At 66.5% G+C, this 22,815-nt stretch carries 22 protein-coding genes and 1 pseudogene; 10 read left to right on the top strand and 13 right to left on the bottom strand.

What is annotated here, in order from left to right:
- Positions 1–2 precede the first annotated feature (2 nt).
- The 7 genes from ACGLHS_RS14345 (at position 3) to ACGLHS_RS14315 (ending at position 6,391) form a co-directional block, all read left to right on the top strand.
- A complete protein-coding gene (locus ACGLHS_RS14345; RefSeq protein WP_394480599.1) occupies positions 3–974 on the top strand; it encodes a 5'-methylthioadenosine/S-adenosylhomocysteine nucleosidase in 972 nt (323 codons plus the stop codon).
- Between the two features lie 44 nt (positions 975–1,018).
- A complete protein-coding gene (locus tag ACGLHS_RS14340; RefSeq protein WP_394480597.1) occupies positions 1,019–1,714 on the top strand; it encodes an alpha/beta fold hydrolase in 696 nt (231 codons plus the stop codon).
- Positions 1,711–3,312 (top strand): ABC transporter ATP-binding protein, encoded by a 1,602-nt coding sequence (locus ACGLHS_RS14335; protein WP_394480595.1) that lies wholly within the window; start codon positions 1,711–1,713, stop codon positions 3,310–3,312. The genes ACGLHS_RS14340 and ACGLHS_RS14335 overlap by 4 nt, the downstream gene beginning before the upstream one ends.
- Positions 3,312–4,376, top strand: coding sequence for an ABC transporter permease (locus ACGLHS_RS14330; RefSeq protein ID WP_394481463.1), 1,065 nt, complete (start codon positions 3,312–3,314; stop codon positions 4,374–4,376). The genes ACGLHS_RS14335 and ACGLHS_RS14330 overlap by 1 nt, the downstream gene beginning before the upstream one ends.
- A 136-nt stretch (positions 4,377–4,512) precedes the next feature.
- Complete coding sequence (locus ACGLHS_RS14325) at positions 4,513–5,436, top strand: ABC transporter permease (RefSeq protein ID WP_093240997.1); 924 nt, start codon at positions 4,513–4,515, stop codon at positions 5,434–5,436.
- The gene (locus ACGLHS_RS14320; protein WP_394480592.1) at positions 5,436–5,897 is read left to right on the top strand and encodes a hypothetical protein; all 462 of its coding nucleotides are present in this window, start codon (positions 5,436–5,438) and stop codon (positions 5,895–5,897) included. Before ACGLHS_RS14325 ends, ACGLHS_RS14320 begins: the two co-directional genes overlap by 1 nt.
- Entirely contained in the window at positions 5,894–6,391 is a 498-nt protein-coding gene (locus tag ACGLHS_RS14315; protein ID WP_394480590.1) for a hypothetical protein, read from the top strand. The genes ACGLHS_RS14320 and ACGLHS_RS14315 overlap by 4 nt, the downstream gene beginning before the upstream one ends.
- Positions 6,392–6,400: 9 nt before the next feature.
- On the opposite strand, the gene ACGLHS_RS14310 is transcribed toward ACGLHS_RS14315, so the two are convergent.
- Positions 6,401–7,237 carry an AraC family transcriptional regulator gene (locus tag ACGLHS_RS14310; RefSeq protein ID WP_394480588.1) on the bottom strand — a complete coding sequence of 279 codons (837 nt, stop codon included), beginning with the start codon at positions 7,235–7,237 and terminating at the stop codon, positions 6,401–6,403.
- Between the two features lie 89 nt (positions 7,238–7,326).
- Between ACGLHS_RS14310 and ACGLHS_RS14305 the strand changes: the two genes are divergently transcribed.
- Both ACGLHS_RS14305 and ACGLHS_RS14300 read left to right on the top strand, forming a co-directional pair.
- Positions 7,327–8,613: an amidohydrolase family protein gene (locus ACGLHS_RS14305; RefSeq protein ID WP_394480586.1), complete on the top strand. Its 1,287-nt coding sequence runs from the start codon at positions 7,327–7,329 to the stop codon at positions 8,611–8,613.
- Between the two features lie 78 nt (positions 8,614–8,691).
- Positions 8,692–9,576, top strand: coding sequence for an alpha/beta hydrolase (locus ACGLHS_RS14300; protein ID WP_394480584.1), 885 nt, complete (start codon positions 8,692–8,694; stop codon positions 9,574–9,576).
- On the opposite strand, the gene ACGLHS_RS14295 is transcribed toward ACGLHS_RS14300, so the two are convergent.
- Positions 9,573–10,421: an NAD-dependent protein deacetylase gene (locus ACGLHS_RS14295; RefSeq protein ID WP_394480582.1), complete on the bottom strand. Its 849-nt coding sequence runs from the start codon at positions 10,419–10,421 to the stop codon at positions 9,573–9,575. The genes ACGLHS_RS14300 and ACGLHS_RS14295 overlap by 4 nt on opposite strands.
- Positions 10,422–10,562: 141 nt before the next feature.
- Here ACGLHS_RS14295 and ACGLHS_RS14290 point away from each other — a divergent pair, with 141 nt between their 5' ends.
- Positions 10,563–10,766 carry a hypothetical protein gene (locus tag ACGLHS_RS14290; RefSeq protein WP_394480580.1) on the top strand — a complete coding sequence of 68 codons (204 nt, stop codon included), beginning with the start codon at positions 10,563–10,565 and terminating at the stop codon, positions 10,764–10,766.
- A gap of 10 nt (positions 10,767–10,776) precedes the next feature.
- Here ACGLHS_RS14290 and ACGLHS_RS14285 read toward each other — a convergent pair whose 3' ends face one another.
- From ACGLHS_RS14285 to icd, 11 genes and pseudogenes are all read right to left on the bottom strand, one after another.
- Positions 10,777–11,334, bottom strand: a complete 558-nt coding sequence (locus ACGLHS_RS14285) for a GNAT family N-acetyltransferase (protein ID WP_394480578.1) — start codon at positions 11,332–11,334, stop codon at positions 10,777–10,779.
- A complete protein-coding gene (locus tag ACGLHS_RS14280; protein WP_394480575.1) occupies positions 11,321–11,773 on the bottom strand; it encodes a DUF3574 domain-containing protein in 453 nt (150 codons plus the stop codon). Before ACGLHS_RS14280 ends, ACGLHS_RS14285 begins: the two co-directional genes overlap by 14 nt.
- Positions 11,774–11,798: 25 nt before the next feature.
- Positions 11,799–12,533, bottom strand: coding sequence for a CatB-related O-acetyltransferase (locus tag ACGLHS_RS14275; protein ID WP_394480573.1), 735 nt, complete (start codon positions 12,531–12,533; stop codon positions 11,799–11,801).
- A gap of 12 nt (positions 12,534–12,545) precedes the next feature.
- Entirely contained in the window at positions 12,546–13,985 is a 1,440-nt protein-coding gene (gene sbcB / locus ACGLHS_RS14270) for an exodeoxyribonuclease I (protein WP_394480571.1), read from the bottom strand.
- On the bottom strand, positions 13,986–15,431 hold the full coding sequence (gene cls / locus ACGLHS_RS14265) for a cardiolipin synthase (RefSeq protein ID WP_394480569.1): 1,446 nt from the start codon (positions 15,429–15,431) through the stop codon (positions 13,986–13,988). It lies immediately after the preceding gene.
- Between the two features lie 113 nt (positions 15,432–15,544).
- The gene (gene clpA, locus ACGLHS_RS14260; RefSeq protein ID WP_093241025.1) at positions 15,545–17,866 is read right to left on the bottom strand and encodes an ATP-dependent Clp protease ATP-binding subunit ClpA; all 2,322 of its coding nucleotides are present in this window, start codon (positions 17,864–17,866) and stop codon (positions 15,545–15,547) included.
- 67 nt (positions 17,867–17,933) lie between these two features.
- A complete protein-coding gene (gene clpS / locus ACGLHS_RS14255) occupies positions 17,934–18,293 on the bottom strand; it encodes an ATP-dependent Clp protease adapter ClpS (protein ID WP_093241028.1) in 360 nt (119 codons plus the stop codon).
- A 136-nt stretch (positions 18,294–18,429) separates the two neighbouring features.
- Entirely contained in the window at positions 18,430–19,062 is a 633-nt protein-coding gene (locus tag ACGLHS_RS14250) for a hypothetical protein (RefSeq protein ID WP_394480566.1), read from the bottom strand.
- Positions 19,059–19,577 (bottom strand): hypothetical protein, encoded by a 519-nt coding sequence (locus ACGLHS_RS14245; RefSeq protein WP_394480564.1) that lies wholly within the window; start codon positions 19,575–19,577, stop codon positions 19,059–19,061. Before ACGLHS_RS14245 ends, ACGLHS_RS14250 begins: the two co-directional genes overlap by 4 nt.
- A gap of 56 nt (positions 19,578–19,633) precedes the next feature.
- Positions 19,634–21,043 (bottom strand): annotated as a pseudogene (locus tag ACGLHS_RS14240) (AAA family ATPase); the annotation flags it as partial.
- A gap of 361 nt (positions 21,044–21,404) precedes the next feature.
- Positions 21,405–22,664, bottom strand: a complete 1,260-nt coding sequence (gene icd / locus ACGLHS_RS14235; protein WP_394480562.1) for an NADP-dependent isocitrate dehydrogenase — start codon at positions 22,662–22,664, stop codon at positions 21,405–21,407.
- Between the last annotated feature and the right edge of the window lie 151 nt (positions 22,665–22,815).

The raw sequence follows: 22,815 nt of genomic DNA, 5'->3' as shown, positions 1-22,815 counted from the left end.
CCATGACGACCCACACTACTTCCCTGCTTCAGCGCCTGCGCGGTCCGCTCGTTGCCGCCGTGGTCGGGCTTGCGCTCACGGGCTGCGTCGGGGTCTACAGCAAGTCCGACGTGGTCAGCATCAACAGCAGCACGCGCCTGGACGACACGCCGCGCATCGCGGTGCTCTCGGCCTTCGAACCCGAGCTGAAGCTGCTGCTGACCCGCCTGCAAGGGCCGGTGAAGCACAGCGTGAACGGTGTGGAGTTCACCACCGGCACGCTCGAAGGCAAGCCGGTGGTGCTGTTCCTGTCGGGCATCAGCATGACGAACGCGACCATGAACACGCAGCTCGTGCTCAACCGCTTTCGCATCACGAACATCGTGTTCAGCGGCATCGCGGGCGGCGTGAACCCGCAACTGCACGTGGGCGATGTCACGGTGCCGGCGCAATGGGGCCAGTACCTCGAAGTGCTGATGGCGCGCGAAACCGCGCCGGGCAAATACAGCGCGCCGCCTTTCATCACCGACGCCACGCTGCCCAACTTCGGGATGATGTTTCCGCGCCCGGTCGAAGTGCGCTCGGCGGCCAAGCCGGAGATCGTGCGCAAGTTCTGGTTCGAGGCCGACCCGAAGATGCTCGAGGTGGCGCGCAGCATCCGCAACGTCGACCTGGCGAACTGCAGCGCGGGCAAGTGCCTGGCGCGCAAGCCGCAGCTGGTGGTGGGCGGCAACGGCGTCTCGGGCCAGGCCTTCATGGACAACAAGGCGTTGCGCGAATACACCTACAAGACCTTCCAGGCCAACGTGCTCGACATGGAAACCGCGGCCGTGGGCATGGTCGCCTACAGCAACGGCGTGCCGTACATCGCCTTCCGCTCGCTCAGCGACCTCGCGGGCGGCGGCGACGGCGAGAACGAGATGGGCACCTTCATGAGCATCGCGGCGGACAACTCCGCCAAGGTCATGCTGGCCTTTCTTGCCGCCTGGAAGTGACGGCGGCGCCCGCTGGCCCCCTTCGCCTTGTTCTGCTTCCGGGCATGGACGGCACGGGTGACCTCTTCGAGCCCCTGGCGCAAGCCATGGGGCCGCGCGACACCATCGACGTGGTGCGCTACCCCGGCACCGAGGCGCTGGGCTATGACGAACTCGAACGGCTGGTGCGCGCGCAACTGCCCGCCGGCCAGCCTTTCGTGCTGCTCGGCGAATCGTTCTCGGGCCCGCTGGCCATCTCGATCGCGGCCGCTCCGCCGCCGGGACTGCGCGGACTGATCTTGTGCTGCAGCTTCGCCCGCAGCCCCAAGCCCGGGCTGGCGCTGTTGCGCGGTGGCCTGCTCGAGATGTCGATGAAGTTCATGCACTCCAGCCTGATGCGCGGGCCCATGCGCCACATGCTGCTGGGCCGCTTCGCCACGCCGCACCTTGTCGCCTTGCTGCAGGGTTCGCTGCGGCAGGTGTCGGTTGCCGTCATGACGCGCCGCATGAAAGAAGTGCAGCGCGTGAACGTGATCGACAAACTCTCGCAGGTGCGCGTGCCCGCGATGTACCTGCAGGCCATGCACGACCGCATCGTGCCCGCGCAGGCGGCCCGCATCGTGCAACGCGCCCTGTCGGGCCTTCGCATCGTGCGCCTGGAGGGGCCGCACGGCCTGCTGCAGGCCGCGCCCGTTGCCGCCGCCCGCGCCATCGAAACCTTTTGCCGCGAGCTTGGCAACCCCGAGCCCGCCACACCATGAACCCCACTGTGCTCCGGCTAGGCGGCATCACCAAGCGCTTCGGCGAACTGGTGGCCAACGATGCCATTTCCCTCGACCTGCAATCTGGCGAGGTGCTCGCACTGCTCGGCGAGAACGGCGCGGGCAAGTCGACGCTCATGTCGATCCTGTTCGGCCACTACGTCGCCGACGAAGGCCACATCGAAGTGTTCGGCGCGCCGCTGCCGCCCGGCAACCCCAAGGCCGCGCTCGCCGCCGGCGTCGGCATGGTGCACCAGCACTTCACGCTGGCCGACAACCTGAGCGTGCTCGACAACGTGATGATGGGCACCGAGCCGCTGTGGCGCCCGGTGTCGCGCCGCGCGGCCGCGCGCGAGCGGTTGCTGGAAGTGGCGCAGCGCTTCGGCCTGCCGGTGCAGCCCGACGCGAAGATCGGTAGCCTGTCGGTCGGCGAACGCCAGCGCGTCGAAATTCTCAAGGCGCTGTACCGCGGCGCCCGCATCCTGATCCTCGACGAGCCAACCGCCGTGCTGACACCGCAGGAAAGCGAGGCGCTGTTCGCCACGCTCGCGCAGATGGTGGCGCAGGGCCTGTCGGTCATCTTCATCAGCCACAAGCTGGGCGAGGTGCTGCGCGTGTCGCACCGCGTGGCCGTGCTGCGCGGCGGCAAGCTGGTGGCCGAGGCGCGCACGGCCGACACCACGCAAGCGCAGCTGGCGCTGTGGATGGTCGGCCACGCGGTCGAGGCACCGCAGCGTCGGCCCGCGAAGTCGGTCGGCGATGCGATCTGCGTGCTCGACCATGTGAGCACCGCGGCCAGCAAGGACGGCGGCCAGGACCGGCTGCGCGAGGTGTCGCTGACGCTGCGCGCAGGCGAAATCACGGCCATCGCGGGCGTGTCCGGCAACGGGCAGGTGGTGCTGGCCGAGCTGCTGTGCGGCACGCGCCGGGCCAGTTCTGGCTCCGCGCAACTGATGGGTCGGGCACTGCCGCCCTCGCCTGCGCGGCTGGTGCAGCGCGGCGTGGCGCGAATTCCGGAAGACCGGCACGCGGTCGGCGTGGTCGGCGATTTGCCGGTATGGGAGAACGCGGTGTCGGAGCGGTTGCGCAGCCCGGTCTTCTCGCGCTGGTCGTTCATCGTGAAGCGCGCGGCCGCGCGCCTGCACGCCCGGCGCATTGAAAAAGCATTCGACGTGCGCGGCGCCGGCCTGATGGCGCCGGCCCGCTCGCTCTCTGGCGGGAACATGCAGAAATTGATTCTGGGGCGCGCATTGCTCGCGCCCGAGCAGCCCGACGAGGCCAAGGGCAACGACAACAAGAAGTACCCGACGCGCGCGCCGCGCCTGATCGTGGCGCACCAACCGACCTGGGGCCTCGACATCGGCGCGGTCGCCTATGTGCAGCAGCAGCTCATTGCAGCGCGCGATGCCGGCGCGGCGGTGCTGGTGATTTCCGACGACCTCGACGAAGTGCTCACGCTGGGCGACCGCGTGGCCGTGATGCACGGCGGTCACCTGGGCGAGGCACGCCCCGCTGCGGCCTGGACACGCGAAGCCATCGGCCTGGCCATGGCCGGCGCGACTGCTGCCGCCCCGCAACGCACGGGAGCCTCGTCATGATGCGGCTCGAACGACGCCACGAGACCTCGCGCGCCGCGCTGGTGCTCGCACCGATCGGCGCGGTCGTCTTCACCATGGTGGTGAGCGCGCTGCTGGTGCTGTGGGCCGGCGCGCCGGTTGGCCGCACCTATGCGCTGCTGCTGCAGGGCGGCTTCGGCTCGGTGTTCGCGTGGAGCGAAACGCTGACGCGCGCGATCCCGCTGATCCTCACCGGGCTGGCGGCCACGGTCGCCTTCAAGGCGCGGCTGTTCAACATCGGGGCCGAGGGCCAGCTCTACGCGGGCGCGCTGGCGGCCGTGGCGGTGGGCGGCATGCATGGCGGCATGGGCTTCGAGCTGTCGCCCTGGCTGCTGTTCCCGCTGATGATGCTGGCGGCGGCGGTGGCCGGCGCGCTGATGCTGCTGGGCCCGGCGCTGATGAAGAACAAGCTCGGCGTCGACGAGGTGGTGACCACGCTGCTCATCAACTTCATCGTGCTGCTGGGCGTGTCCGCGCTGCTCGACGGGCCGATGAAAGACCCGACCGCGATGGGCTGGCCGCAGAGTGTGTCGCTGCAGTCCGACCTGGAGCTTGGCAAGCTGATCGCGCAGACGCGCGTGCACACCGGGCTGCTGTGGGCCGTGTCGCTCGCAGTGATGGTCTGGGCAGTCTTCAAGTACACGGTGCTGGGCTTCGACATCCGCGCCGTGGGCGCCAACGCGCGCGCCGCCGCCTTTGCCGGCGTACCGGTGACGCGCACCGTGGTCATGGTGGCGCTGCTTTCGGGCGCATTGGCCGGGCTGGCCGGCGCCATCGAGGTGGCCGGCCGCACCAGCTACGTCACGCTCGACATGTCGCCGGGCTACGGCTACACCGGCATCGTGATCGCGATGCTCGCGGGGCTGCATCCGCTGGGCGTGATTGCCGCCGGCGTGTTCGTGGCCGGCGTGCTGGTCGGCGCGGACACCATGAGCCGCGCGGTCGGCGTGCCGACGTACATCGCCGATGTGATCGTGGCCGCATCGCTGATCGCGGTGCTGGTGGCGACGTTGCTGACCCAATACCGGGTGAGGATGAAGAAATGACGGCAGCCTTCGCATCTTCTTTTGCCTTGCCCCTTCCCCTCCTGGGGGAAGGCTGGGATGGGGGCATCGGCCTCCACTTCGAGCGCCGCCTGCCCCCACCCCAACCCTCCTCCAACGGGGGAGGGAGAGATACCCCATGACCGACCTTCTCGACATTCTTGCCAACCCGGCCTTCTGGGTCGCCGTGCTGCGCATCGCCACGCCGCTGATCCTCGGCACGCTCGGCGTGCTGCTGTGCGAACGCGCGGGCGTGCTCAACCTGGGCATCGAAGGGATCATGGTCGCGGGCGCCTTCACCGGCTGGCTCGCGGTGTACGCCGGCGCGCCGCTGTGGGTGGGCGTCGGCGTGGCCGCGCTCACGGGCATGGTGTTCGGGCTGCTGCATGCCTTCCTGACCGTGGGCCTTGCGCTGTCGCAGCACGTGTCGGGCCTGGGCATCACCCTGCTTGCGACCGCGCTCAGCTACTTCGGCTACCGCGTGAGCTTTCCGAAGGTCAACACGCCGCCGACCATCACGCCCTTCGCGCCGATGGACTGGCTGCCCATCCCGATCCTGAGCGCGCAGACCGCGCTCACGCTCTTCGCGCTGCTGCTGGTGCCGGTGGTTGGCTGGGTGCTCTACCGCACGCCGCTGGGCCTTGCGCTGCGCATGGCCGGCGAGAACCCGCAGGCCGCTGAAAGCCAGGGCGTGTCGGTCGCGGCCACGCGCACCGGCGCCATCGTCGCGGGCTCGGCGCTGATGGGCATGGCGGGCTCGTTCCTCACGCTGTCGGCCTTCAACGCCTTCTTCTTCAACATGGTGAACGGGCGCGGCTGGATCTGCGTGGCGCTGGTGGTGTTTGCCTCGTGGCGGCCCGGCAAGGCCTTGTTGGGCGCCCTGCTCTTCGCATTCTTCGACGCGCTGCAGCTGCGCCTGCAGCAATCGGGCGATGCCGTGCTGCCCTACCAGCTTTACCTGATGCTGCCGTACCTGCTGTCGATCCTGGCGCTGGTGCTGGTCGCGCGCAAGGCCAGCTATCCGCAGGCACTGATGAAGCCCTACCGCAAGGGAGAACGCTGATGAAGACAACGCTCTTCCCCACGCGCGGCGCCCTGCTGGCCGCATGGCTGGCGCTGTGCGGCGCGAACGCGCAGGCGCTGGGCGCCGACTACAGCTACGAGACCTTCAAGACGCCGGACACAGTCAACTGGGTGCAGCTGTGCGGCACCTGGGGTAAAGACCACCAGGGCACCTACCGCGTGGTGCATGCCGAGCAGTTCGCGCAGTCGTTCCTCTACGTGCAGTGGATGGGGCGCGATGCCAACGGCAGCCTGCAGGCCGAACACACCGCCGCCATCGCCGAGCTGGACAACGACCATGCGGAGATCGCGTTGTCGGACCTCACCTGCCGCGCCTCCCCGCGCGGCGTTGTGGTGACGGCCAAGGCCTCGTCAGGGCATGACGACAAGCTGCGGCGGGTGACGATCGAGGTCGGGCCGGCGGCTGGGCAGTACCGGTATCGGGCGCAGCGCACGCGTTGAGCGGAATCTTTGCCGACGAGCAACGCGACCCGCACCTGATGACCAGCGCCGTCTTCAGCATCGCTCCCGCGGATGGCCGCATCACGGCCTTCGGCATCGCCATCGATGCCGACATCAAGGCCGAAGACCTTCCCGCGCTCTTCTCGAAGACATGCCAGGCCGCGAACATCGAAGGCAGGCCGGTCAGCTGCGTCTTCGCTAGTGCCACCGGCACCGTCGACAACATGACCGCAGAGTTGACACTGCGCTTCGAAAACGAACTGCTGGTCAGCGCCTTCATCACCCTCACTCCGCCGCGCTTTCGCAACCTGAGCGGCGACGATTTCTACAACAGTGCCGACGACCGCCAACGCGTGCACGCGCGCTGGCTCCGGTCCATCGGCATCGCGGCCACGCCCGCATCTTTCCCCTGGGGCGAGGTCGGCATCGCCAGGGATCGCAGCGAGAACGTTCACATCTACGTTCACACCCGCAACAACACCTGGGCGCGCTGACCGTTCAACTCAATGCAGCGCAGCCCGGCTCGCAAAGTACCGCGCCGGCGACTCCCCGAAGCTGCGCCTGAACATCGCGATGAAGTTGCTCGGCGTCGCATAGCCCAGCGCATCGGCAATGTCGGCCACCGCCTCGCCGCGCGCAAGCCGCTCCAGCGCATGCACCAGTCGCGCCTGCTGGCGCCATTGCGCAAAGCTCACGGACGTTTCGGCCAGGAACAGGCGGCTCAATGTGCGCGCGGACAGGCCTGCCCATCGTGCCCATTCATCCATCGTGCGGCCGTCCTCGGGCTGCGCGTAGATGGCCGTTGCGATGCGCAGCAGGCGGCGGTCGGTGGGCATCGGCAGGTGCAGCGGCTCGTGCGGCGCGCGGCGCATTTCGTCGAGCAGCACGGCGATCATCCGCTCCTGCTCGGCGTCCAGTTGCGCCTGCCCGGTCCAGGTGACCGCACGACGCACCAGCGCCCGCATCAGCTCGCTGATGCCGATGACGCAGGGGCGCGTGGGCAGCTCGTGGCTGGCTTGGGGCGTGATCAGCACGCTCCAGCCGCTCATGGCGCCGCTGATGCTGACCTTGTGCGCCTCGCCGGGCGGCAGCCAACCCGCACGGTGTGGCGGCAGCAGCCATGAGCCGTGCGCGGTACGCACGTGCACGAGGCCGCTTTCGACGCAGAAGACCTGTCCGCGCAAGTGGCTGTGCCAGTCGTATTCGCGCGTGCCGAGGCGGAACTCGTTGCCCGCGTCGTCGTCGCCCCACAGCGCGATCAGCGCAGGGCCGTCGGCGCGCTCGCTGAGGTCGGGCATGCCGCCGTCGGCCTCGGTCTTTGTCCCGGGTTTCTTTGCCATCGCGGGATTTTCACGGCCCGCCCCGCATTCCAGCGGCATCGCGGCGGAAAATACCGCCCACCCATCCGTCCTCCAGAGACCTCCACACGATGCTCGACCTTCTCATCACCAACGCCACCCTCCCCGACGGCCGCACCGGCATGTCGATTGCCGTGCAGGACGGCCGCATCGCCGAAGTCACCGAAGGCCTCGACGCACCGGCGCACGAGAAGCTCGATGCACAGGGCCTGCTGCTCGCGCCGCATTTCGTCGACCCGCACTTCCACATGGACGCCACGCTGAGCTACGGCCTGCCGCGCGTCAACGAGAGCGGCACGCTGCTCGAAGGCATCGCGCTGTGGGGCGAGCTGAAGCCGCTGCTCACGGCCGATGCGTTGATCGAACGCGCCCTGGCGTACTGCGACTGGGCCGTGGCCAAGGGGCTGCTGGCGGTGCGCTCGCACGTGGACACCAGCGACGCGAGCCTGCTCGCCGTCAATGCGCTGCTCGAAGTCAAGCGCCGGGTGGCGCCCTACCTCGACCTGCAGCTCGTCGCCTTTCCGCAAGATGGCGTGCTGCGCTCGCCGGGCGGCGTGGAGAACATCGAGCGCGCGCTCGACAAGGGCGTGGACGTGGTCGGCGGCATTCCGCATTTCGAGCGCACCATGGCCGATGGCGCCGCGAGCGTGAAGCTGCTGTGCGAAATGGCGGCCGAGCGCGGCAAGCTGGTCGACATGCACTGCGACGAGTCGGACGACCCGCTCTCGCGCCACATCGAAACGTTGGCCTTCGAGGCGCAGCGGCTGGGCATGCAGGGCCGCGTGACCGGCTCGCACTGCACCTCGATGCACTCGATGGACAACTACTACGTGAGCAAGCTGTTGCCGCTGATCGCGCAGAGCGGCGTGGCGGTGATCTCGAACCCGCTCATCAACATCACGCTGCAGGGCCGCCACGACAGCTACCCCAAGCGGCGCGGCATGACCCGCGTGCCCGAGCTGATGGCCGCCGGCGTGAACGTCGCCTTCGGCCACGACTGCGTGATGGACCCGTGGTACGGCATGGGCTCGGGCGACATGCTCGAAGTGGCGCACATGGGCCTGCACGTGGCCCAGATGACCAGCCAGGCCGGCATCCGCCAGTGCTTCGAGGCAGTGACGACGAATGCCGCGCGCGTGATGCACCTGGAAAACTACGGCATCGCGGCCGGCTGCGACGCGAGCTTCGTGCTGCTGCAGGCGCGCGACCCGGTCGAGGCGATCCGTTTGCGTGCCGTGCGACTCAAGGTGTTCCGCAAGGGGCAGTTGCTGGCCGAGACGCCCGCCGCCACCGCCAGCCTGCATCTAGCGGGTCGGGGGGCCTCGACGAGCTGGATGGCGCCGAGGCACGCCGGCTGAGTGAGTGAAGCGGTCAGCCCGCCGAAAGGGCTGCCGCGTGAAAATCTCGAATCTCATCGGTTCATCGGGAGCCCTCTCATGAAACGTCTTGCACGAATCTGCGCGACATGGCTGCTCGTGCTGGCCTTCTCGCCGGTCATGGCGCAGCAGCCTGCCGAGGCGACCGCGACACCCGGTGGTGTGCGGCTGCTGGCCAACCAGCACTACGGTCCGGATGCTCGGCAGCGCATGGACGTCTACCTGCCGCCCAATGCGCAAGACGCCCCGGTGCTCGTGATGGTCCACGGCGGGGCCTGGATGTTCGGCAGCAAGGAGGCGGCCTCGGTGGTGAACCAGAAGGTCGAACACTGGGTGCGCGACCAGGGCTTCATCCTCGTATCAGTGGGCTACCGCTTTGTGCCGCAGGTCGATGTGATGCAGCAGGCGCAGGACGTGGCCCGAGCCGTGGCCACCGCACAGGCCAGCGCGCACGCCTGGGGCGGCGATGCCGGCCGCTTCGTGCTCATGGGCCATTCGGCCGGCGCGCACCTCGTCGCGCTGCTCAGCGCCTCGCCCGGCATCGCGCGGCAGCAAGGCGCCCGCCCATGGCTTGGCACCGTGGCACTCGACAGCGCCGCGCTGGACACGGCCGCGCTGATGCAGCGTCGCCACATGCCCTTCTACGACCGCGTCTTCGGCAACGATCCCGCCTACTGGCGCACTGTGTCGCCCACCGACACGCTCACGCGTGGCGCGCCGCCAATGCTGCTGGTGTGCTCCACCCAGCGCCGCGACGGCTCGTGCACCCAGGCTCGGGCGTTCGCTGCGCGGATCGCCGCCACCGGCGGTCGTGCGGAAGTGGCGCCGCAAGACCTGTCGCACGCGCAGGTCAACGCCGAGCTGGGGCTTCCAGGCGCATACACGGCGACGGTGGATGCGTTCATCCGGCCCCTGGCCTTGCGCGGCGCGCCGGGCCGGAGCTAGGCAGCGTCGGGTTGCGGCTCAGGCGCCAGCTGCTGCGCGAGTTCGGACAACGCCTCGCCCACCGGGCGTTCGATCTTCAGCGAAAGCAGCGCGTCGGCCCGCGTGCGGCCCAGGTTCACCGCCGCCACGGGCTTGCCTGCCGCAGCGGCCGCCTGCACGAAGCGGAAGCCCGAATACACCATCAGCGACGAACCGGCCACGAGCACCGCATCGGCCTGTTCCATCGCCGCGAAGGCGGCGGTAACGCGCTCCTTCGGGACGCTCTCGCCGAAGAACACGACATCCGGCTTGAGCAGGCCGCCGCAATGCGGGCAGGCGGGCACGTCGAAGGTGGAGAAATCACGGCCTTCCAGGTCCGCATCGCCGTCCGGAGCGGCGCGGGCCTCCAGCTCGGCCCAGCGCGGGTTGCGTTGCCGCAATTCGATCTGCAGCTCCGCGCGCGATGTGCGCCGTTCGCAGCCCATGCAGCGTACGGTGTCGATGCGGCCGTGCAGATCGATGGCGCCCCGGCTACCGGCGGCCTCGTGCAACCCATCGACGTTCTGCGTCAGCAGCATGCCCACGCGGCCTGCCTCCCCGAGTCGCGCCAGCGCGCGATGCGCCGCGCCCGGACGGGCGCCGGCCATGGTCGGCCAGCCGATCAGGCTGCGCGCCCAGTAGCGTCGGCGCGTGGACTCCTCGCCCATGAAGGCCTGGTAAGTGACGGGCGACGGGCGCTTCCATTCGCCATCGACGTCGCGGTAGTCGGGGATGCCCGAATCGGTGCTGCACCCTGCGCCGGTGAGCACGAAGAGCTTGCGGTGGCGTGTGGCGAAGTCGGCGAGCGCGGCGGAATTGGCGTCCATCCGGGGAGCATACGTGGCCTCGCCGTGAGCCGTGCGGCCAGGGGGAAATGGCCGGCACCGAGGGAGCCACGTCGAACGACAGCTGTTGCGCCCCGAGGCAGCCCTTCCTACGATGCCTGCACCACCTCACCAGGAGTTCGCATGAAAGTCCAAGGCGCCTGGAACTGCGGCACACCGATCCACGCCAGCGCGGACAGCGATGCCCCGACCAGCCATTCGCTGCGCATCGGCCCCCTGGCGCAGCGCGCGCTGCTGCCTCCACGCCGACGGATATGGTGCCGCTCGGCACTGGCGTGGTCGGAAGGCCTGAGCGGGTTGCCGGCCGTCGATACGCAACCGGCCTGAACTCTCCGGATCAAGATCCGGGTGCGTCGAGGTCGCACCACATGTGGACCTTCGCCAGCAAGGCATCGCCGACTGCGATGGCCAGAGGCTCGGTGCCGAAGACGCGAAAGCCGCAGTCCTCATAGAGTTTCTGCGCCGCTTCATTGCCTTCGGTGACGGTGAGTTGCACGAGCCTCAGGTGACCGCGCGCGCGTGCGTGGTCGAGCAAGGCCAGCACCAGTCGCCTGCCAAAACCGGCACGGCGCGCCGAGGCCGCCACCGACATGCCGAACAGCGTGGCCTTGTGGCTCGTTCGCTGCCGCGTCTCGAAACTCAGGCCCGCCGCGCCGACCAGCGCGCCGCTGTCGTCGAAGGCACCGTAGACGATGCTCTCGCCGCCGTCGTCGGCTCCCAGGCGCTGCATCCACCAGCCCAGCGGCAAGGCGGCGCGTTCTTCCACCGTGGAGGTGAAGGCGCTGGGGTGCGTGGCGTAGGCATCAAGCATCACGCCGCGATAGGCCTGCGCGTCGGCCGCGTTCAACTGGCGGACGACGTCGCGGTCTTGCGGCGAAGCCTCAGAAGCGGACACAGACGGCCTGTCTTTCCTGCAGCACGGCCTCCTGCGCGAAGCGCTGACGGTAGGTCCCGACGATGGTCGCGATGGCGGCATCGTCCTTCTCGCTGCGCGAATGCAGCAGCACGACCAGCTTGGAGCGCTCGCGTACCACCTCGCCCGACACGCCGCGCCACTGGCCGGCGGCATCGATCACCGTCAGGCCCTGCGGAAAGGCTGGCGTCACGGTGGCATCGAGGAACGCCGTCCACTCGGCATCCGACACCTGGCCACCCGAGGGAATGGCTCGGCCGAAAAACAGCGTGTCGCGCTCGAAGGGTTCGAAGCCGCTGGCGCAGGCCTTCGCACCGCCGGATGCCGATGGCGGCAAGGCACCGCATCCGGCCAGCGCCACGGCCACCAAGGCAGCCGCCAACGCGGTACGGGCAAGAGACGGGATGCCTGTTGTCTTCATGCGAAAAAACCTCCGTGCGTCGTCGTCAACCGGGCAGAAAGATCAGCGGCGCGGGTTGCCCCTCGGCGGGCGGCTCACCGCGATCGAGCAGGCGCCAGCCGGGATTCCAGCGCGACAGGCTGCCCGCGGCAACTGCCGCCTCCAGCGTCGACTGCGCCACCTCCGGATGCTGCCAGTCGAGCGCCAGCGTGCGCAGGTCCCAGTCCCACCAGGGGCAAGCGCGGATGCATTCGACGAGCGCGTCGGGAAAGCGCTGGCGGATCACCCGGGCCGGCACGCCGCCCACGACGGTGAAAGGCGCCACGTCGCGCGTCACCACCGCACCCGCGCCGATCACTGCACCGTCGCCGATGGTGATACCACTCTTGAGGCTCACCCGCGAGCCAATCCACACGTCATTGCCGATCGTCACCGGCGAATGCGACGGAAACTGGCCGACGGACTGGTGCCGGTAGGGTTCCGGGAAATTCGGCGCATAGGCCAGCATGTGTGTCGTGAACCAGTCGGCGGGATGGTCCGACAGGGTCTGCACGCCATCGCCGATGGAGCAATAGCGCCCCATGTGCACGTCGACGAGCAGCGCGCCGGGCGAGATGCTCGAATACGCGCCCACGGCGCACCGGCCGTGCATCTGCACGGCGTGCCAGACGCGCAGCGGCGTCTCGAAGCGGAACGGCGTCGGCAGCAGCGAGCCTTCCGAAATGAAGAGCCCGTAGCTTTCGAGGCCCTTCGAGAGTTCGGCGTTGATCGTCAGGCTCATGGGGTGCGCCTGTCAGGCCTCGGGCGCGATGGCCTCGGCGTATTCGTAAAGCGCGCCGAGGATCTCTTCCCCGCGCTCGTCGGCGTTCTCGGAAAGCGCGTCGACCTCGCTGAACAGCATCTCGATGGTGCGCGCCCCGCCCTCGCCCTTGAAGAGCTTTGCAACGCGCAGGGCTTCCCAGCGCTCGGTTTCGTCCTCGCTCAGCAGCTCGGGCCAGTTGCGCGCGCGGTAGCGGAACAGGATCTCGTCGAGCCGGCCGTCGTCGAAGCCGGTGCGGTCCTTGGTGAGTTCTTCCGGCGACAACGCGCGCAGCTGGTTCAGGCGGCGCCGGTCGGCGTTGCCGACGAAGCCGCCGTAGAGGTCTTCATCGACATCGGGCGTGGCCTCTTTCGGCCGGGCATACACCTTCGACCAGATGGCGCTCATGTCGGGCAGGTCGCGTGCGATGGCGGCATGGCGCATGGCCGTGTCCAGATCGACGCCCCAGCGCTCGGCCATGGCCGGTGCCAGCGTGCGCAGGTTGCCCACCACCATCGGCGACTTGTTGAGGTGAATGCCCTTCACGGGCAACCGCACCATGCCTTCAGGCAGGTCGGCGGTGCGGGTGAACATGCGAAGGCGCAGCGTGTCGGCGTCGATGTCGCGCAGCTCGCTCGGGTCGTAAGACAAATCCCAGGCGAGCAACTCGTTCTTGTTCGTCGGATGGCTCGCGAGCGGCCACATCACGGCCAGGCAGCCGCGCTCGGCCGGGAACATGCCCGAGACGTGCAGGAAGGGCTTGGCGGTTTCGCGCGTCGCGGGCAGGCCGAGTTCGCTGGCCACGCGGTCCTTGCGGTGCAGGCCGAAGGCGAAGTCGAACAGCTTGGGCTGCTTGTCGCGGATGAGCCGGGCCAACGCGATGGTGGCGCGCACGTCCGACAGCGCATCGTGCGCCGACTCGTGCAGCAGGCCGTTGGCGCGCGCCAGGTCTTCGAGCTTGAAGCTGGGCTTGCCGTCTTCCTTCTTCGGCCACTCGATGCCGTCGGGGCGCAGTGCATACGTGAGGCGCACCACGTCGAGCAGGTCCCAGCGGCCGCAGTCGTTCTGCCACTCGCGCGCATACGGGTCGATCAGGTTGCGCCAGAACATGAAGCGCGTGACCTCGTCGTCGAAGCGGATGGTGTTGTAGCCCACGCCGATGGTGCCGGGCTGCGAAAAGGCCTGCTCGATCTGCGCGGCGAACGCGTGCTCGGGAATGCCGCGCTCCAGGCACACCTGCGGCGTGATGCCGGTGATGAGGCAGGCCTCGGGGCTGGGCAGGTAGTCTGGCGCGGGCTTGCAATAGACCATGAGCGGCTCGCCGACTTCGTTCAACTCGGCGTCGGTGCGGATGGCAGCGAACTGCGAGGGCCGGTCGCGGCGCGGCACGGCGCCGAAGGTTTCGTAGTCGTGCCAGAGAAAGGTGTGGTTCATTCAGAGCAAGGGTGAAAACAGGCGCGCAACGGAATCGCCGAGGCGGCGCCAGAAACTTTGGGGCCGATGGGCACGCACGGCGCCGGAACTGTGCAGGTCGGTCTCGAACTGCGCCGCCAGCGGCCGGGCCAAGGCCGGACCATAGACCACGGCGCAGACCTCGAAGTTGAGCCGGAAGCTGCGGTTGTCGAAATTCGCGGTGCCGATCATCGCGCAATGGTCGTCGACCACCAAGGTCTTGGAATGCAGCATGCGTGCCTTGTACTCCCAGACCTTCACGCCGGCAGCGATCAGCTCGTCGAAGTACGAGCGCGCGGCGGCGCTCACCACGGCCGAGTCGCTGCGGCGCGGCACCAGCAGGCGCACGTCGACGCCGCGCAGCGCGGCACTGGTCAATGCCATCAGGGCGGGCTCGCCGGGCACGAAGTACGGCGTGGTGAGCCAGGCGCGGGTCGTGGCCGAATGGATCGCCTCGACGTGCATGCGATGGATGGCTTCGAGCGTGTTGTCGGGGCCGCTGGTGACGATCTGCACGGGGATGTCGCCGGCCTCCAGCTGCGGCAGCATGGCGTCCATGGTGTCGTCCATGCCGCGCGAGTCTTCGCCGGTGGCGTAGGTCCAGTCTTCGAGGAAGGTGGTCTGCAGCCAGCGCACCGCGCTGCCTTCGATGCGCAGGTGCACGTCGTGGTAGGCCTCGGGGTTGGTGCGCTTGTCTTCCTCGTCGGTGATGTTCACGCCGCCGGTGAAGCCCACGCGGCCGTCGCACACCACGATCTTGCGGTGGGTGCGGTAGTTGGTCACGGGCCTAAGGCGGCGGCCGATCTTGGTGTCGTGAAAGAGCGCGACCTTCACGCCGGCGGCGTGCATGGGCGCCATGAACTCGCGGCCGATGCGCTTGGAGCCGAGTGCGTCGATCAGCAGGCGCACGGTCACGCCCTCTTTCGCACGCTCGATCAGCAGGTCGCGCAGTGCGGTGCCGATCTTGTCGGGCTCGAAGATGTAGTACTCGAGGTGGATGTGGTCGCGTGCCGCGCGCACGGCCTCGAAGATCGCGTCGAAGGTGCGCGCTCCGCCCGACAGCAGCTCGACATCGACCGCACTCGACACCGGCAGCCCGCAGGTCGCAGTGCCCAGCCGCGCCATCTGCTGCAGGGCCGGTGGCGCGCTTTGCGCCACATCGCGCAGCCGCGCAAGGTCGGCCTGGGCGTAGGCGCTGGCGCGGTTGCGCAGCCGCTTGAGCCGCTGCTTGCGCAAGCGCTGCGGCCCGAGAAAGTAATAGATGACGAAGCCCGCGAACGGCAGCAGCGCCAGCGACAGGATCCAGCTCATGGTGGACACCGGCGCGCGCTTTTGCATCACGATCCAGACCGACAGCACGGCGATGTAGCCGCTCCACGCCAGGGAGAGGCCGGTTTTCCATTCGTGACTGAATTCGGGGAGGATCAAGGCGAAGAACGCTGTGTGGTTTCGACCGGCCCAAAGAAAAAGGCCGGCAGCGCGATGCTACCGGCCTTTGGAGGCGGTTCCACGGCCTCATCGGCCACGGAATGCCCGGTTTCTCAACCTGCGGCTGCTTCTTCAGCCTCGGGCTTGGACTTGCCTTCCTTCTTGGGAAGAGGCTGGATGTCCAGCAGCACTTCGTCCTTGTCGTCGAGGTCGACTTCGAGGCGGCCACCGTCGGTCAGGCGACCGAACAGCAACTCGTCGGCCAGTGCACGACGGATCGTGTCCTGGATCAGGCGCTGCATCGGACGCGCGCCCATCAGCGGATCGAAGCCCTTCTTGGCCAGGTGCTTGCGCAGCTTGTCGCTGAAGGTGACTTCGACCTTCTTCTCGGCCAGTTGCGTTTCGAGCTGCAGCAGGAACTTGTCGACCACGCGCAGGATGATGTTTTCATCGAGCGCCTTGAAGTTGACGATGGCATCCAGCCGGTTGCGGAATTCAGGCGAGAACAGACGCTTGATGTCGCCCATTTCGTCGCCCGCCTGGCGCGGGTTGGTGAAGCCGATGGTCGCCTTGTTCATGGTCTCGGCACCCGCATTCGTCGTCATGATGATGATGACGTTGCGGAAGTCGGCCTTGCGCCCGTTGTTGTCGGTCAGCGTGCCATGGTCCATCACCTGCAGCAACACGTTGAAGATGTCCGGGTGCGCCTTCTCGATTTCGTCGAGCAGCAGCACCGAGTGCGGCTTCTTCGTGACGGCCTCGGTCAGCAGACCGCCCTGGTCGAAACCGACGTAGCCCGGAGGCGCGCCGATCAGGCGGCTCACCGCGTGACGCTCCATGTACTCCGACATGTCGAAGCGGATCAGCTCGATGCCCATGATGTAGGCGAGCTGCTTCGCGGCTTCGGTCTTGCCGACGCCCGTGGGGCCGGAGAACAGGAACGAGCCGATCGGCTTGTCGCCCTTGCCCAGGCCCGAACGCGCCATCTTGACCGCGGAGGCCAGCACTTCGAGTGCCTTGTCCTGGCCGAACACCACGCTCTTGAGGTCACGCTCGATGGTCTGCAGCTTGCCGCGGTCGTCGTTGCTGACGTTGGCCGGGGGAATGCGCGCGATCTTCGCGACGATGTCCTCGACCTCGGCCTTGCTGATGGTCTTCTTGCGCTTGCTCGGCGGCAGGATGCGCTGGGCGGCACCGGCTTCATCGATGACGTCGATCGCCTTGTCGGGCAGATGGCGGTCATTGATGTACTTAGCGCTCAGCTCGGCGGCGGCCTGCAGGGCCGCCACGGCGTACTTCACGCCATGGTGTTCCTCGAAGCGCGACTTCAGGCCCTTCAGGATGTCGACGGTTTCCTGCACCGTCGGCTCGACCACGTCGACCTTCTGGAAGCGACGCGACAGGGCCGCGTCTTTTTCGAAGATGCCGCGGTACTCGGTGAAGGTGGTCGCGCCGATGCACTTGAGCTGGCCGCTCGAGAGCGCCGGCTTGAGCAGGTTCGACGCATCGAGCGTGCCGCCCGAGGCAGCGCCCGCGCCGATCAGCGTGTGGATTTCGTCGATGAACAAAATTGCGTTCGGCTTGTCCTTGAGCGACTTGAGCACACCCTTCAGACGCTGCTCGAAATCGCCGCGGTACTTGGTGCCGGCCAGCAATGCGCCCATGTCGAGCGAGTACACCTGCGCCTCGGCGAGGATCTCGGGCACGTCGTTCTGCGTGATGCGCCAGGCCAGGCCCTCGGCAATCGCGGTCTTGCCGACGCCGGCTTCGCCCACGAGCAGCGGGTTGTTCTTGCGCCGGCGGCACAGGATCTGGATGACGCGCTCGACCTCGTATTCGCGGCCGATCAGCGGATCGATCTTGCCGTCCTTGGCAAGCTGGTTGAGGTTCTGCGTGAACTGCTCGAGCGGCGACGTCTTTTCGTTGCGCTCGCCACCGCCCTCTTCGCCTTCGCCCGAAGGGGCTTCACCGCTGCCCTTGACGGCTTCCGGCGGATCGCTCTTCTTGATGCCGTGGGCGATGAAGTTCACCACGTCGAGACGGGTCACGCCTTGCTGGTGGAGGTAGTACACCGCGTGCGAGTCCTTCTCGCCGAAGATCGCGACCAGCACATTGGCGCCGGTGACTTCCTTCTTGCCGTTGCCGGTGGACTGCACATGCATGATGGCGCGCTGGATCACGCGCTGGAAACCCAGCGTGGGCTGGGTGTCGACATCGTCGGAACCCGCCACCTGCGGCGTGTTGTCCTTGATGAAGTTGGTGAGCGACGCCCGCAGGTCATCGACGTTCGCCGAGCAGGCGCGCAGAACTTCCGCGGCGCTCGGGTTGTCCAGCAAAGCGAGCAACAGATGCTCCACGGTGATGAACTCGTGGCGCTGCTGCCGGGCCTCGACAAAGGCCATGTGCAAGCTGACTTCCAGTTCCTGGGCAATCATGTGATTTCCTTTTGCCTTGCTGTAAATAAGTTCTCAGATGGGTTGGAGCTTGCGCAATTCAACTGGTTCATGCAACAGGCTCGCTGACACATTGCAGCGGATGCCCGGCCTGCTGCGCAGCTTCCATCACCTGGTTGACCTTGGTGGCCGCCATGTCGCGGGAATAAACCCCACAGACGCCTCGGCCATCGAGGTGAATCTTGAGCATGATCTGGGTCGCGGTTTCGCGGTCTTTGCTGAAATATTCCTGCAGCACGACGATCACGAACTCCATCGGCGTGTAGTCGTCGTTCAGCATCACCACCTGGTACATCTGGGGCGGCGCAGTTTTCTGCGGCCGGCGCTCCAGGACGACCGAATCTCCGTCATCCCCGCCCGGTTTCTGCGCCGGAGGGGTGCTGGGGGTCTTGGGAATTCTCGTTGCCATGAAAAAGATTCTATAGAGCGTGCAAGCACCGTGCCGACGCCAGCAGACTTGGTGGCGCGTATTCGACAAATCAAGGGGCTTGCGCCGTGTGCGCCAGCCCAGTTGGCATAAAAAAACCGGCAGGCTGCCGGTCTTTTCAGATGTTGCGCAGGACCGGCCCTTTGGGTGCCGGCAATTTTCGACCCGAGAGCCGGTTCGGCGCCGGTAAATCGGGTGGCAAGGCGTCGATTTCTTCGTCGCTGAGTTCGCGCTCCGGGACCTGCGTCATGTATACCGGCACGGGCTGAGGCCGTGGGGTCTCCGACGGCTCTGGCGAGTGAGCCGGCAGTGGCGCCGGTATTGGCCTTGGAACGAACGCACGCTCGGAGACCAGAGTGGACCGCTTTGGTGCAGTGGTGACAACGGGCGCGGGCGCCCTACCTGGCCGCTGCGGCGAGCCAGACAGCAGTGCGCGCCACTCCGCCTGCCTCAACTCGTCCTGCTCGGACTGCCAGCGTTGCTGCTCGCGAAGCTGCTCCTTCCAGCGCTCGGCTTGTTGCCGCACCACGATTTCAAGCTCGAGCCGGATGTTCTGCTGGATCCATTGCGGCACGCACAGCAAGGCCTGTTGCCAATCCCGATTCGCCTTCTCCCGGGCAAGCTCGAAGGCATGGCTCTGTGCCTCGAGTTCCGCTTGACGGCTGCGCGAATAGGCCCAGGCACCCAGCACCGCCCCCAGGACACCAACCACAAGGCAGACAACCAGAAAGCCGAGGTGGGCTTCCGTCATCGCGACAGCTCTCCCTCGGCATCCCATTTGCGCAACAGGTCCAGGGGAATCGCATCGGCGACCTCTGCGAAGCGCTTGCCGACCATGCGTTCAGCCTGTCTTAGCAGCACGGCTACCGGGCTGCTCGGCTCGTGGTCTTCGAACCACTCTCGCGCAGCGCGAATGCTTCTTTGAATGTCGTCACGCGTGGCGGTGCCGGCCAACCTCACAGGAAGCAAGCCTCTGGCCGCTTCGCCCGCCACATCGGCCCCGGCCACGATGATCGGCGCGACCGGATCGAACGGTTTCAACAATCGCAGGAGCGCTTGCAGTGGAGGCGCATCGTGCCCGAGATGATCCGCAGCCCAGCCGCCGATCCATTGCGCGGACTGCGACGCCTCCGCCAGCAGGCGCACCGCAGCGGTCACGTCGCCCTCCGCCTCGCGGTGCAGCTCGGCCAGTTGCTGCGCCACCGATTCGGGGCTGTACGCGTCGGCCGGACGAGGCACCGTCCATGCACGCTCGACCTCGCGCACAGTCAGGTGCCTGGCTGTTGTTAGTCAGTTGCGGTCTCGATGCGTTTCGCTCTGACATCGTGGCCCTGAGCAACCCATCGCTCCTTATTCAGCAACTCGAGCTCCACGTCGAGTGCCACGATTTGCCGGCACAGTTGCTCAACCACGGGAGGTGGCGTATGCAGCGACATCGCGACGCGCGCGCAGGCTGTATCGAGCAGGCTGATGGCCTTGTCTGGCAACTGGCGCGCAGGAATGTATCGATGCGACAGCGTGACAGCGGCCTGCACGGCTTCGTCCAGAACGGTCACGCCGTGATGCTTGGCAAATGTTGCCACCAGACCGCGCACCATCTCAATGGCGGAAGCCTCTTCGGGCTCCATGACTTGCAGTGTCTGGAAGCGCCGGGTCAGTGCGGGATCTTTCTCGATATGGCGCTTGTATTCGCTCCACGTGGTTGCTCCCACGGTTCGCAAGGTGCCTCGGGCAAGAGCCGGTTTGAGCAAATTTGCGGCGTCGCCCGTGCCAGCCTGTCCACCCGCGCCGACCAGGGTGTGCACTTCGTCGATGAAGACAATGACTGGCTGGATCGACTTGCCCGCTTCTTCGAGAAGTGACTTCAGGCGCGACTCGAACTCGCCCCGCATGCTGGCTCCGGCCAGCAACGCCCCCACGTCGAGACTCAGCAAACGCGCCTCTTTGAGACTTGGTGGCACTTCGCCATTGGCAATTGCCAGGGCGAGCCCTTCGACCACGGCGGTCTTGCCCACACCAGCCTCACCGGTGAGCAAGGGGTTGTTCTGCCGCCTGCGCAGCAGGATGTCGACCATCGTGCGAATTTCGTGTTCGCGCCCGATCACTGGATCGATCTGCCCGCTGCGCGCGCGTTCCGTCAGATCGGTGCAGTACCTGGCCAGCGCTGACTTGCCATCGGACTGATCGGCGATGGCACCACTGGCTTCTCCTGGCAAGGCGGACGGCAGACCGGAACCGTCGTGCGGCCCTTCCTGGTCTTCGGGAGATCCGGCAATGATCGCGGCGATGGCATCCGTCAGTTGATCTGCGGGAATCCGCTGGAATGCAGGCGAGATGCCGAGCAATACGCGTCGCAGGTCGGGTGTTTGCACCAAGGTAGCAAGCAACCAGGCACCGCGCACGCAACGGCCGTTGAATTCAAGGCTGGACAACACCCAAGCGCGCTCGATCGCCGACTCGATGTGATGCGAAAAATCGACCAGCGACGTGGCCCCCGAGGGCAATCCGGACAGAGCGGCAGTCAGGTCTTTTTCGATGACCTGCGAATCGATCTGGTAATGGCGGCAGACGCGATGCAGATCGCTGTCGCTGAGTTGCCAGAGCTGATGAATCCAGTGCGTCAGTTCGACGTATGGATTGCCACGCAATCTGGCAAAGGCTGTCGCGGATTCGATGCCGCGAAACAGAGTGAGATCAAGCTTGCCGAACAACGCCCGTCGGGAAATCGTCATGGGGCGATCCAGAGCTCGGCACGCAATGCCATTTGTTCAATGGCATTGCATGCGACGCCCACCCACATCGCGCCACTCTCTGCGATTTTCTTGCCCACTCCAACACTCCTCGTGCTTTATGAATGCGCGATTCTGGGGGCCGTGCACGGGCATGCGACAAGCACAGTTTCTACCAATAGTTACCCCTAAAAAGCAGGCGATTGAAGCGTGCAATTTGCCCAATGCAGCCTGTTTTGGCTTTCACTAAAGTAGTAACTCAACTCAATAAGAAAGCGATGGCAGCCAAGAAAAAAGCCCTTGAATTCCTCTCGGAACTTCAAGGGCTTTGATGCTCAACGCCAGAAGGCGTCGGCGACAGCAATTACATGTGATCGATCATGACCTGACCGAAGCCAGAGCAGCTCACCTGCGTTGCGCCTTCCATGAGGCGCGCGAAGTCATAGGTGACCTTCTTGCTGGCAATCGACTTCTCCATCGCGCTGATGATCAGGTCGGCCGCTTCGGTCCAGCCCATGTGGCGCAGCATCATCTCGGCCGAGAGGATTTCGGAGCCGGGGTTGACGTAGTCCTTGCCGGCGTACTTGGGCGCAGTGCCGTGGGTGGCCTCGAACATGGCAACGGTGTCGCTCAGGTTCGCGCCCGGTGCGATACCAATGCCGCCGACCTGCGCGGCCAGCGCGTCGGACACGTAGTCGCCATTGAGGTTCAGCGTGGCGATGACGCTGTACTCGGCGGGACGCAACAGGATCTGCTGCAGGAACGCATCGGCGATGCTGTCCTTGACAGTGATTTCCTTGCCCGTCTTCGGGCTCTTGAACTTCATCCACGGGCCGCCGTCGATCAGCTCGGCACCGAACTCCTTGGCAGCGAGGTTGTAGGCCCAGTCACGGAAGCCGCCTTCAGTGAACTTCATGATGTTGCCCTTGTGCACGATGGTCACGCTGGGCTTGTCGTTATCGATGGCGTATTGCAGCGCCTTGCGCACGAGGCGCTCGGTGCCTTCGATCGACACGGGCTTGACGCCGATGCCCGAGGTATTGGGAAAGCGGATCTTCTTGACACCCAGTTCGTCTTGCAGGAACTTGATGAGCTTCTTGGCCTTGTCGCTTTCGGCTTCGAACTCGATACCGGCATAGATGTCTTCCGAGTTCTCGCGGAAGATGACCATGTTGGTCTTGTGCGGCTCGCGCACCGGGCTGGGCACGCCTTCGAAGTACTGGATAGGACGCAGACAGACGTACAGGTCGAGCTCCTGGCGCAGCGCAACGTTCAGCGAGCGGATGCCGCCGCCAACGGGCGTGGTCAGCGGGCCCTTGATGGAGATCACGTAGTCGCGTACGGCGTGCAGCGTTTCTTCGGGGAGCCAGACGTCGGGACCGTAGACCTTCGTCGACTTCTCGCCGGCGAAAACCTCCATCCAGTGAATCTTTTTCTTGCCGCCGTAGGCCTTGGCCACGGCTGCGTCCACCACCTTCAGCATCACGGGGGTGATGTCCAGGCCGGTTCCATCGCCTTCGATGAACGAAATGATCGGCTGGTCCGGCACATTGAGCGAGTTGTCTGCGTTGACAGTGATCTTCTGGCCCTCGGCCGGAACTTTGATGTGCTGGTAGCTGGACATGGGGGAAATGGCTCCGGGGGTGGCGTAATCTTGGCGACTGTCAGCGAATTCAGACACGAGGGGGAATCGCTGTACAGCCCATGAACAAATCGCTGTACATTTTAGACGCAACCCATCAGCTGGCGTTTGTCAACCATAGGGCCAATGGCCT

The sequence above is a fragment of the Variovorax sp. VaC1 genome (assembly GCF_043658315.1).
GTDB lineage: Bacteria > Pseudomonadota > Gammaproteobacteria > Burkholderiales > Burkholderiaceae_C > Variovorax.
The sequence above is the reverse complement of the archived record's forward strand: the minus strand, read 5'-3'. Positions and strand labels throughout refer to the sequence as shown.

Excerpts from the sequence above, each read along its gene's own strand:
- ACGLHS_RS14340 (WP_394480597.1), top strand. The coding sequence starts at position 1,019 with ATGGACGGCACGGGTGACCTCTTCGAGCCCCTGGCGCAAGCCATGGGG.
- clpS (WP_093241028.1), bottom strand. The coding sequence starts at position 18,293 with ATGGCAACGAGAATTCCCAAGACCCCCAGCACCCCTCCGGCGCAGAAA.
- ACGLHS_RS14320 (WP_394480592.1), top strand. The coding sequence starts at position 5,436 with ATGAAGACAACGCTCTTCCCCACGCGCGGCGCCCTGCTGGCCGCATGG.
- ACGLHS_RS14295 (WP_394480582.1), bottom strand. The coding sequence starts at position 10,421 with ATGGACGCCAATTCCGCCGCGCTCGCCGACTTCGCCACACGCCACCGC.
- ACGLHS_RS14305 (WP_394480586.1), top strand. The coding sequence starts at position 7,327 with ATGCTCGACCTTCTCATCACCAACGCCACCCTCCCCGACGGCCGCACC.
- ACGLHS_RS14310 (WP_394480588.1), bottom strand. The coding sequence starts at position 7,237 with ATGGCAAAGAAACCCGGGACAAAGACCGAGGCCGACGGCGGCATGCCC.
- ACGLHS_RS14275 (WP_394480573.1), bottom strand. The coding sequence starts at position 12,533 with ATGAGCCTGACGATCAACGCCGAACTCTCGAAGGGCCTCGAAAGCTAC.
- ACGLHS_RS14335 (WP_394480595.1), top strand. The coding sequence starts at position 1,711 with ATGAACCCCACTGTGCTCCGGCTAGGCGGCATCACCAAGCGCTTCGGC.
- ACGLHS_RS14300 (WP_394480584.1), top strand. The coding sequence starts at position 8,692 with ATGAAACGTCTTGCACGAATCTGCGCGACATGGCTGCTCGTGCTGGCC.
- clpA (WP_093241025.1), bottom strand. The coding sequence starts at position 17,866 with ATGATTGCCCAGGAACTGGAAGTCAGCTTGCACATGGCCTTTGTCGAG.
- ACGLHS_RS14345 (WP_394480599.1), top strand. The coding sequence starts at position 3 with ATGACGACCCACACTACTTCCCTGCTTCAGCGCCTGCGCGGTCCGCTC.
- ACGLHS_RS14290 (WP_394480580.1), top strand. The coding sequence starts at position 10,563 with ATGAAAGTCCAAGGCGCCTGGAACTGCGGCACACCGATCCACGCCAGC.
- ACGLHS_RS14325 (WP_093240997.1), top strand. The coding sequence starts at position 4,513 with ATGACCGACCTTCTCGACATTCTTGCCAACCCGGCCTTCTGGGTCGCC.
- ACGLHS_RS14330 (WP_394481463.1), top strand. The coding sequence starts at position 3,312 with ATGCGGCTCGAACGACGCCACGAGACCTCGCGCGCCGCGCTGGTGCTC.
- ACGLHS_RS14280 (WP_394480575.1), bottom strand. The coding sequence starts at position 11,773 with ATGAAGACAACAGGCATCCCGTCTCTTGCCCGTACCGCGTTGGCGGCT.
- sbcB (WP_394480571.1), bottom strand. The coding sequence starts at position 13,985 with ATGAACCACACCTTTCTCTGGCACGACTACGAAACCTTCGGCGCCGTG.
- ACGLHS_RS14250 (WP_394480566.1), bottom strand. The coding sequence starts at position 19,062 with ATGACGGAAGCCCACCTCGGCTTTCTGGTTGTCTGCCTTGTGGTTGGT.
- icd (WP_394480562.1), bottom strand. The coding sequence starts at position 22,664 with ATGTCCAGCTACCAGCACATCAAAGTTCCGGCCGAGGGCCAGAAGATC.